General features: G+C 69.7%; 5 protein-coding genes. 3 read left to right on the top strand and 2 right to left on the bottom strand.

Annotated features, from left to right (window positions below; all coding sequences use genetic code 11):
* Positions 1–156: 156 nt before the first annotated feature.
* Positions 157–354 carry a hypothetical protein gene (locus tag ASE88_RS15970; RefSeq protein WP_055880930.1) on the bottom strand — a complete coding sequence of 66 codons (198 nt, stop codon included), beginning with the start codon at positions 352–354 and terminating at the stop codon, positions 157–159.
* A gap of 150 nt (positions 355–504) precedes the next feature.
* On the opposite strand from ASE88_RS15970, the gene ASE88_RS15965 reads away from it, so the two are divergent.
* The 3 genes from ASE88_RS15965 (at position 505) to ASE88_RS15955 (ending at position 7,735) form a co-directional block, all read left to right on the top strand.
* Positions 505–2,475: an autotransporter assembly complex protein TamA gene (locus tag ASE88_RS15965; protein WP_056479816.1), complete on the top strand. Its 1,971-nt coding sequence runs from the start codon at positions 505–507 to the stop codon at positions 2,473–2,475.
* Between the two features lie 62 nt (positions 2,476–2,537).
* On the top strand, positions 2,538–6,617 hold the full coding sequence (locus ASE88_RS15960; protein ID WP_056479813.1) for a translocation/assembly module TamB domain-containing protein: 4,080 nt from the start codon (positions 2,538–2,540) through the stop codon (positions 6,615–6,617).
* Positions 6,618–6,724: 107 nt separating this feature from the next.
* Positions 6,725–7,735 carry a glycoside hydrolase family 3 N-terminal domain-containing protein gene (locus ASE88_RS15955; protein ID WP_056479810.1) on the top strand — a complete coding sequence of 337 codons (1,011 nt, stop codon included), beginning with the start codon at positions 6,725–6,727 and terminating at the stop codon, positions 7,733–7,735.
* A 9-nt stretch (positions 7,736–7,744) separates the two neighbouring features.
* Here the strand turns inward: ASE88_RS15955 and ASE88_RS15950 are convergent, their stop codons facing one another.
* Positions 7,745–9,628: a methyl-accepting chemotaxis protein gene (locus tag ASE88_RS15950; RefSeq protein ID WP_321163432.1), complete on the bottom strand. Its 1,884-nt coding sequence runs from the start codon at positions 9,626–9,628 to the stop codon at positions 7,745–7,747.
* Positions 9,629–9,879 lie beyond the last annotated feature (251 nt).

Raw genomic sequence — 9,879 nt, 5'->3', positions numbered from 1 at the left:
GGGGGAGGTAGGCGCTAACCCGTGTTCCGTGTCCTCCCCCTCCGTCACCTGCGGTGACACCTCCCCCTGGCGGGGGAGGATCAGAAGTTTCGCCGTCTCGATACGCTGGCTGCAGCGACTACGTAGGACGAACGGATGGGGTGAGGGCCGGGGCGTCTACCGCCGGTCGCGCAACCACACGAGGACCGCTGCCGCGACGCCGACCCCGGTCCCGATCAGAAACCCCGGCGTCGCCTGCCCGATCGCGAAACCGACTCCCGCGCCGCCGAGCATGCCGAGCGCAACGAGGAATCCGCCCGCGGCACTGGGGTCCTTGTGGGGGGGAAGGGGTTCGCGGGAAGTCGGATCGGCCATCGCCCTGTCCTGCCACGCGCGACCGTGGGATGCCAGTCACAGCGACATGCCCACGTCTACGCCGCGCGCGTTCGGCCGCGCCGACGAAACGTGGCGGAAATACGGCGTTACATACTGTTCCGCCACGACAAGCCCGGCTAGGAGCCGGATATGGTGTTCCGCGTCGCGCGAGCCGGGCCGGCCGCCGCCTTTTTCGTTCTGACGACCGCCGTGGCCGCGTCCGGGGCGGGGGCGCAGACCGCGCCTGCGCCTGCGCAGACCACACCGGCCGATACGCCGATGTCGCTGGATCCCAATTCGCCGCTCGCCGCGCTGCCCGATATCGGTGTCGCCTGGCCCGATCTTGCGAGCGCACCGATCGACCCGGCGACGACGATCGCGACGGTCGATGCCAATACGGAGAGCCGCTATGCCTGGCGGATCGACGGCATCGACGGGATCAACGACACGCTGCTGCGGCAGCGGTTCGCCGCGCTGTCGACGCTGGACGCGAACGATCACCAGCCCGCCAACGCTGCGCAACTCGATCGCCGCGCGCACGAGGACGCCGACCTGCTCAACAGCCTGCTGCGCGCCGCGGGCTATTACGATGCCGCCGTCGTCACGCGGGTCGAGCCCGGCGCGAAGCCGATGGTCGTGCTGTCGGCGGCGCCGGGCACGCTCTACACCTTCAAGGGGGTGACGATCGACGGCCTCGCCGCTGCGGGCGACAAGGCGCCGGACCTGGCGGCCGCGTTCGGCGTGAAGCCCGCGGATCCGGTCAATTCGGACGCGATCGTCGCGGGGCAGGCCAAGCTGACGACGCAGATCGGGCGCGAGGGGTTTCCGTTCGCCAAGGTCGGCGATCCGGCGATCGTCGTCGATCACGCCACCCGCACCGCGACGCTCGATCTGTCGGTGGAGCCCGGCGGCGCGCGCAAATTCGGCGCGATCCGCGCGTTGCCCGGCAACCGCGTGTTCGGCGCGGATCATGTCGCGGAGATCGCGCGCTTCTCGCCCGGCGATATGTACGACGCGGCCAAGCTCGACGATCTGCGCCGCGCGTTGGTCCAGACCAGCCTCGTGTCCGCGGTCGATCTGAAGCCGGTGCAGGGCGCCACGCCCGACACCGTCGACGTCGCGGTCAAGCTCGATCCGGCGCCGCCGCGCACCGTCGCGGGCGAGCTCGGCTATGGCACGGGCGAGGGCGCACGCGCGGAACTCAGCTGGACGCATCGCAACCTGTTCCCGCCCGAGGGCGCGCTGACGGTGCGCGGCGTGCTGGGGACGCAGGAGCAGCTCGGCTCGATCGTGTTCCGGCGCAACAATTTCCACGCGCGCGACCGGGTTCTCACGCTCCAGGCGTCCGGGGTGCATACCAATCGCGATGCGTATGACGCGAAGACCTTCTCGCTCGCGGGCAGCCTGGAACGGCAGACCAACATCTTCTTCCAGAAGACCTGGACCTGGTCATTGGGCGCCGAGCTGATCGCATCGGACGAGCGCGACGTCATCGTATCGACGGGCGCGCCGCGGCGGCGAACGTTCTTCATCGGGGCGCTGCCGACCACGCTCAATTACGACGGCTCGGACGATCTGCTGAACCCGACCAAGGGGTTCCGCCTTGGTGCGCGGCTCAGCCCCGAGGTCTCGTTGCAGAATTCGGTGTTCGGCTATGCGCGCACGCAGTTCGACGGCAGCGTGTACCAGCCGTTCGGCGACCGCGTGGTGCTCGCGGCGCGCACCCGGCTCGGCACGATCGTCGGCGCACCGCGCGACGAGGTCGCCCCCTCGCGGCGGTTCTACGCGGGCGGCGGCGCGTCGGTGCGCGGCTATGGCTATCAGTCGATCGGGCCGCGCGATCCCAACAACGACCCGATCGGTGGGCGCAGCCTGACCGAATTCTCGATCGAGGCGCGCGTGCGCGTCCTGGGCAGTTTCGGGATCGTGCCGTTCCTCGACGCGGGCAACATCTATACGTCGCCACTGCCCAAATTCACCGGGCTGCAATACGGCACCGGTATCGGCGTGCGCTATTATTCGAACTTCGGCCCGATCCGGCTCGACGTCGGCACGCCGATCAACCCGCAGCCGGGCGATAGCCGCATCGCGGTGTACGTATCGCTGGGGCAGGCGTTTTGAGCGAAGACGCCGCTCTCCCAAAGCCTCGCATCGCGTGGTGGCGGTGGATCGTCAGCGCGGTCATGGCGCTGCTCGTGATCGTCGGGACCGCATTGCTGATCGTCGACACGGGAATCGGCCACCGCTTCGTCGCGGACCGCATTGCGGCGATCAGGACCGCCAACGGGCTGCGCTTTACGGTCGGGCGGATCGAGGGATCGCTGTACGGCGATACGCGGTTGGTCGATTTGCGCGTGTATGATCTGGAAGGGCTGGTCTTCCAGGCGCCCAATGTCGAACTCGACTGGTCGCCGTTCGACTGGTTTTCGAACCGGCTCGAGATCCAGCGGCTGATCGTCGATCGCGCGATCCTGACGCATACGCCGCGGACTCGCCCGTCGCAGACCCGTGGCCCGATCCTGCCCGATTTCGATATCCATATCGGCCAGCTCTCGGTCGGGCGGCTGACGCTGGCGAAGCGCGTGCTGGGGACGCAGCGGATCGGCACGCTCGACGGACGCGCCGACATCCGCTCGGGGCGCGCGCTGGTCGACCTGAAAGCCCGCGTCGCCGGCAGCGACGATCTGAAGCTGCGGATCGATGCCGAACCCGCGCGCGACCGCTTCGACATCGACGTCGCCGCAAAGGGCGCGGCCAACGGCGTCCTCGCGCGGATGGTCAGGGCGAAGGGCCCGGTCGCGCTCGCGGTCACCGGCGACGGCAGCTGGGCGAAATGGAGCGGCCGCGCGAACGGCATGATCGGGACGACCCGAGTCGTCGACCTCGCGCTCGCGCAGGTTGCGGGGCGTTACACGCTGTCGGGCACGCTCTCGCCGTCGTCGCTCCTCAAGGGCAGGCTGCAACGGCTGACCGCGCCGCGCGTGCTCGTCAACGGCAGCGCCGGGTTCGCCAACCGCCGGCTGGACGGTACCCTCTCGCTGCGCACGCCTGCACTCGCGATCGACACAACCGGCATCGTCGATCTCGGCACGAACGCGTATCGCAACGTCCGGATAAAGGCGCGGCTGCTGAGGCCGCAGGCGTTGTTCGACACCATGACCGGCAACATGGTCGAGCTGCGTGCGATCCTCGACGGGCCGTTCGCGACCGCGGCGTTCGACTACCGGATCGATGCGGGCCGTTTCGCCTTCGATCAGACCGGGTTCGAGAACGCGCACGCGGCAGGCAAAGGGCGCCTGTCCGCCGCGCCGGTCACCGTGCCGATCCGCTTCACCGCCGCGCGCGTGACCGGGGTCGGCAGCGTGGCGGGGGGCATCCTACGCAACCTGTCGGTCGACGGACTGCTCCGCGTGACGCCGACGCTACTGACCGGCGACGCGCTCCGTTTGCGGTCCGACAAGCTCAGCGGCAGCATCAATCTGGCAGTCGATCTGCGCAGCGGCCAGTTCGAGGTTGGTATCAACGGCGGGCTCGGGCGGTATCTGATCCCCGGCCTCGGCATCGTCGACGTCAAATCGACGTTGCGCGTAGTGCCCGGTCCGAACCGCAAGGGCACGCGCGTGATCGGGCAGGGCAGCGCGCAGATGGTGCGGCTCGACAACGCGTTCTTCCGCAGCCTCGCGGGCGGCCTGCCGCGAATCACCACCAATCTCGAACGCACCACCGACGGCGTGCTGCACTTCACCAACCTGGTGCTGACCGCGCCGCAGATCCGGCTGACCGGCAACGGCTATCGCAGGCGTGACGGGACGTTCCACTTCGAGGGCGGCGGGCGGCAAGCCACCTACGGCCCGGTGACGCTGAACCTCGACGGTCAGATCGAGAAACCGGCGCTCGACCTCGTTTTTGCCAGCCCCAACGCCACGCTCGGCCTGTCGAACGTCCGCGCGCATCTCGACCCGACGCCGCAGGGCTTCGCGTTCACCGCGGCGGGCGGATCGCGGCTGGGGCCGTTCACCAGCAACGGCGCGATCCTGCTGCCACCGGGCGCGGGGGCGACGATCCAGATCGCGGCGCTGAACGTCGCCGGGACGCGCGCAAGCGGCGCTGTCGCGGTCGTCGATGGCGGCTTCAACGGACAGTTGGCGGTCGCGGGCGGCGGTATCTCGGGCGAACTCCTGTTCCGCCCGGTCGGGCAGATCCAGCGCATCGAGGGACATCTCGCTGCCAAGGCCGCGACACTCGACACCGTTACGCTGCGCCAGGGTAAGCTCGATTTCGTCACCTTGCTCGATCCCGCCGGCACGTCGATCGAGGCGAAAGCGACCGGCCTCGGGCTGCGTCGCGGCCCGCTCAGCCTTGCGCGATTCACCGGCGCGGCCTCGCTGCGCGGCGGCGTCGGCACGATCCGCGCGTCGATCGCGGGGTCGCGCGGGCGGGCGTTCGATATCCAGAGCGTCACGCAGGTCACTGCCAACAGCTACGCGGTCTCCGCGCAAGGCACGCTCGACGGTCGCCCGCTGAAACTGCTCACTCCCGCGGTCCTGACCCAGGCCGAGGACGGCTGGCACCTCGCGCCGACCAGACTCAGCTTCGGCGGCGGCGAGGCGCAGGTCGGCGGGCGTTTCACCGGCAATAGCACGGCGGTCGACGCCAGCCTGACGCGCATGCCGCTTGCATTGCTCGACATCGGCTATCCCGGGCTGGGGCTCAGTGGTTCGGCGTCGGGTCGCGTCAACATCGCCACCGCGAACGGCGCCGCGCCGACCGGCAAGGCCGATCTCACGATCCGCGGGCTCAGCCGCGCTGGTCTCGTCCTGTCGTCGCGTCCGATCGACGTCGGTGTCGCTGCGGTGCTCTCGCCCGACAAGCTCGGCGTGCGCGCGGTGATCGCCTCGGGCGGCAAGACGATCGGCCGCGCGCAGGCACAGCTGGCACCGTTGGGGCAGGGGGACCTCGCCGCGCGCATCACCAACGCGCGCCTGTTCGGTCAGCTTCGCTACAGCGGGCCTGCCGACACGCTCTGGCGGCTCACCGGGGTCGAATTGTTCGACCTGTCGGGTCCGGTCGCGATCGGTGCGGACGTCGTCGGCACGCTCGCCAACCCGACGCTGCGCGGCGTCGTCCAGGCGAACGGCGCGCGGATCGAGAGCGCGACCACCGGCACCGTCCTCACCAACGTGCAGGCGACGGGTCGGTTCGGCGGATCGCGCCTCGTGATCGACCGGTTCGGCGCGGATGCGGGCAAGGGGGGCCGGGTCACCGGCAGCGGCCAGTTCGAATTCGCCGCCGCGGCGGGGATTGGGCTCGACCTGACGCTGCAGGCCGACAAGGCGGTGATGATCAATCGCGACGATATCGGCGCGACCGTCTCGGGGCCGCTGACGTTCAGGTCTAACGGCTCGGGCGGCACGATCGCGGGCGACGTGGTGCTGAACAAGAGCCGCTACCGTCTCGGCCAGGCGACCGCCGCCAGCGCGGTGCCGCAGCTCAACATCCGTGAGATCAACCTGCCCGACGGCGGCGAGGAAGTCGCGACGCCGACCAAGCCTTGGGCGCTGGCGATCAAGGCGCGTGCGCCGAACCAGGTGATGGTCAGCGGCCTGGGGCTGACCAGCGAATGGTCCGCCAACCTCCAGATCGCCGGCCAGCCCGACAATCCCGCGATCACTGGACGCGCCACGCTGATTCGCGGCGATTACGAGTTTGCCGGTCGCCAGTTCGAGCTCGCGCGCGGTGTCATCCGCTTCGACGGGCAGGTGCCCGCCAACCCCGCGCTCGATATCGAGGCGAATGCCGATTCGACCGGGCTCAGCGCGTCGATCCGGGTGACGGGCTATGCGCTCAAACCCGAGATCGGTTTTACCAGCACGCCCGCTTTACCCGAGGATGAGCTGCTCTCGCGGCTGTTGTTCGGCACCTCGATCACCAATCTTTCCGCGCCCGAGGCGTTGCAGCTGGCCGCGGCGGTGGCGGCGTTGCAGGGGGGCGGCAATGGCCTGAACCCGATCAACGCGGTGCGCCGCGCCGCCGGGCTCGACCGCCTGCGTATCCTGCCCGCCGATCCGCAGACCGGGCAGGGTACCTCGATCGCGGCGGGCAAATACGTCACGCGGCGGCTGTATGCGGAGATCGTCACCGACGGGCAGGGCTATTCGGCGACTCAGGTCGAGTTCCAGGTCACGCGCTGGCTATCGCTGCTGTCGAGCATATCGACGCTAGGCCGCCAGAGCGCGAACGTGCGCGTGTCGAAGGATTATTGAGCACCCCCGTTCGGGCTGAGCGAAGTCAACGCCAACTCCGGTGGGCAGGCCCTTCGACTTCGCTCAGGGCGAACGATAAGAGAATTTTTTCGGTTTAGGACCCAGTCATGAAGCCCGTCATCTTCGGCCTGTCCGGCCCCGTCCTCACCGCCGCCGAGCGCGCGTTCTTCGCCGCGTGCGAGCCCGCTGGCTACATTCTGTTCAAGCGTAACATCGTCGACCGCGCGCAGGTCCGCGCGCTCACGGATTCGCTGCGCGCGCTGGCGGGTCGTGACGATCTGGCGATCCTGATCGACCAGGAGGGTGGCCGCGTCGCGCGGATGGGGCCGCCCGAATGGCCGGCGTTTCCGGCGGGGCCGGTGTTCGACGCGGCGTATGAGCGCGCGCCGATGACCGCGATCCAGGCGGCGCGCGCGAACGGGCAGGCGCTGGGGGTGATGCTCAGCGAGGTCGGCATCAGCGTCGACTGCGCGCCGCTGCTCGACGTGTCGCAGCCCGATACGACCGAGGCGGTGTCCTGCCGGACCTACGGGTCGGACCCGATGCGCGTTGCCGCGCTCGGCCGTGCGATGCTCGAGGGGCTGGCCGAGGGCGGCGTCGTCGGGATCGTCAAGCACATGCCCGGCCATGGTCGCGCGAAGCTCGACACGCATCATCACCTGCCGACCGTGACCGCGACCGATGCCGAGCTCGCGGTTGACCTCGAACCCTTCCGCACGCTCAATCAGGCGCCGATGGGGATGACGTCGCACATCGTGTTCGATGCCTGGGATGCCGATCGCCCCGCGACCTTGTCGCCGATCGTGATCGATCGGATCATTCGCGACCGGATCGGATTCGACGGGCTGTTGATGACCGACGATATCGACATGAGGGCGTTGTCAGGAACGGCGGGCGACAAGGCGGCCGGCGCGATCGCCGCGGGGTGCGACGTCGTGCTCGATTGCTGGGCGCGGATGGACGAGATGGTCGAGATCGCCGATCGGCTCGCGCCGATGTCCGCCGTGTCGCGCGCGCGGCTCGATCGGGCGATGGCGTCGGTCGGCGGCGGCACCGGCGATCTTGCCGCGCTGATCGCCACGCGTGACGCCTTGTTGCAGGCGTCGGGCGCGGCGTAGCCAGCGGCGTTAGAAGGACTCGAACCCGTCGTCGTCGAACGTTGCCGCATCTGCCATCGCGGCAACCTTCGCGGGCGGTGACCAGGCCTCGCGCCGCGGCGGTTCCGCCCAAACTGCGCTGCGCCCGCCGCCATAGCCGCCCGCGGACCGGTGGGCGTACTGCGTCGGCTGTGCTGACGGTGCGCCGTGGCCGGGCGCAGCGCCGATGCGGAACTTCGCGGCCTGGTCCGACAGCGCGGCGACCTCCGAGGTCAGGTTGCGCGCGGCGGACGACGCCTGCTCGACCATCGCCGCGTTCTGCTGCGTCGCCTGGTCCATCGCGGTGACCGCGGCGCTGACCTCGGTTATGGCGGTCGATTGCGCGCGGTTGTCATCGGCGATTTCCGCGAGCAGCGCGTGCACGCCGCGGACGTCCGCCGAGATCGCCGACAACGCGCCGTCGACGCGCTGCACGCGCTCCACCGCGGTGCCGATATCGGCCTGCGTCGCGGTCAGCTGGTCGCGCGCGCGCCCGGCCTCTTCCTCGGCGCGCATCGCGAGCGCGGACACGAGATCGGCGACCACCGCGAACCCGCGTCCGGCCTCGCCCGCACGTCCCGCCTCGACCGCGGCGTTCATCGCCAGCACGCGTGTCTGGAACGCGATCTTGTCGAGCCCCTCGATCACGCTGTCGATTCCCTTCGCGCTCTCGCTCACCCGGGTCATCGCCTGGACCGCCTCGTCGGCGATCACGCGACCGCCGGCGACCGTGGCGATCGCGCCGTCCGCGCGCTCGACCGTCTGCCCGGCGGCGACCGCGGTCGCCTGCAACCGCTGGTCCATCTGCGCGATCGCGGCGGCGGTCTGTTCCAGGCTGGCGGCATTGCCTTCGGTGCGGCGCGCGAGATCCTCGCTCGCCTGAGCGATCTCCCTCGATCCTGTGCTGATCGTCGTCGTCGCCTGCGCAACCGATCCGATGACGTCGCGCAGGCTGTCGATCGCGCTGTTGAAATTATCCTTGAGCCCGGTGAACGGCGCGTGGAGATCGGCGACGATCTCCACGGTCAGGTCGCCGTCCGCCAACGCGGTGAGCCCCGTGCCCAAGCTGTCGACGATCAGCGTAGCCTGCGCCCGTTTCTCGGCGTCGGCCGCCTGCAGCTGGTTGCGGAACGCCAGAATGGCCCTGGCCATGTCGCCGAGTTCGTCGCCGCGATCCGCCCCCGTCACATCGGCCGCGAGATTGCCGTCCCCGAGCGCGCGCATCGTGTCCGCAAGGCCGATGATCGGCTGCACGACGCGCCGCGCCGCCATCGTCACGAAGACGATGGTCCCGGCACTGCCGACCGCCAGCGCGATGACGAGAGCGACCATCGCGATCGTGCCGATCCGCGCCGCACTGCGCGCGGACCGCTGTGCATTCGCCTCAATCGCCGCCCCCGCCGAGTCCATCGCGACGTCGAGGCGGCGGAACCGATCGAAGAAACCGGGCAGCATCGCGCGCGCAGCGGCGGGATCGGTGCCGCTGCGATCGACGAGCTGCGTGGCGGACCGGACATAGGCGCGCGTCGGCGCCGACAGCCTGGAGGTGGCCGCGGCGACCGAGGCGTCGCCCGTATACGCGGCGTCCGCCGCGATGCGTTTGCGCAGCGCGACGAGATGCGCGCGGAAGTCGTCTGGGATCTCGTTGCGTCCGAGCATGCCCCCCGGCGCTGCGACCTGGAATGCGGCGAGCACGTCGCTGCGGATCGCATCCTGCATCATGGCCGCGGCTTCGTGATTGGCGAACAGTGCGGTCGCCGCGGTATGGCGGTGCGACGCCGCCGTCTGCATCCAGGCGGCGGCGATGCCGGTCGCGCCGCATAACAGCACGAGTCCGAACAAAACCGCCCCCGCAATCCGGATGGCACGGTTCAACGACGCATCGCGCGTTCTGGAACTCGGCTGTGACATGGTTCGGCAACCTCTTCCAGGCTCGGGCGGAATGACATTCCTATAATAGGACAGGTTGAGCTGACCCGAGGATCGCAGAGCAATATTGTGTCGGCATACGTCGCATCCTGCCGGCATTGCGCCGGTCGGGGGCCCAGGCGCCTTCTGCCGCTGCGCGCTGCACCCGATCGCGGCCGTCGCGCGCTGTCGACCGCGTGTCGATCGAGCAGGAATCC

It is taken from the genome of Sphingomonas sp. Leaf38 (assembly GCF_001421825.1).
In the GTDB taxonomy this organism is placed as follows: Bacteria; Pseudomonadota; Alphaproteobacteria; order Sphingomonadales; family Sphingomonadaceae; genus Sphingomonas.
The sequence above is the reverse complement of the archived record's forward strand: the minus strand, read 5'-3'. Positions and strand labels throughout refer to the sequence as shown.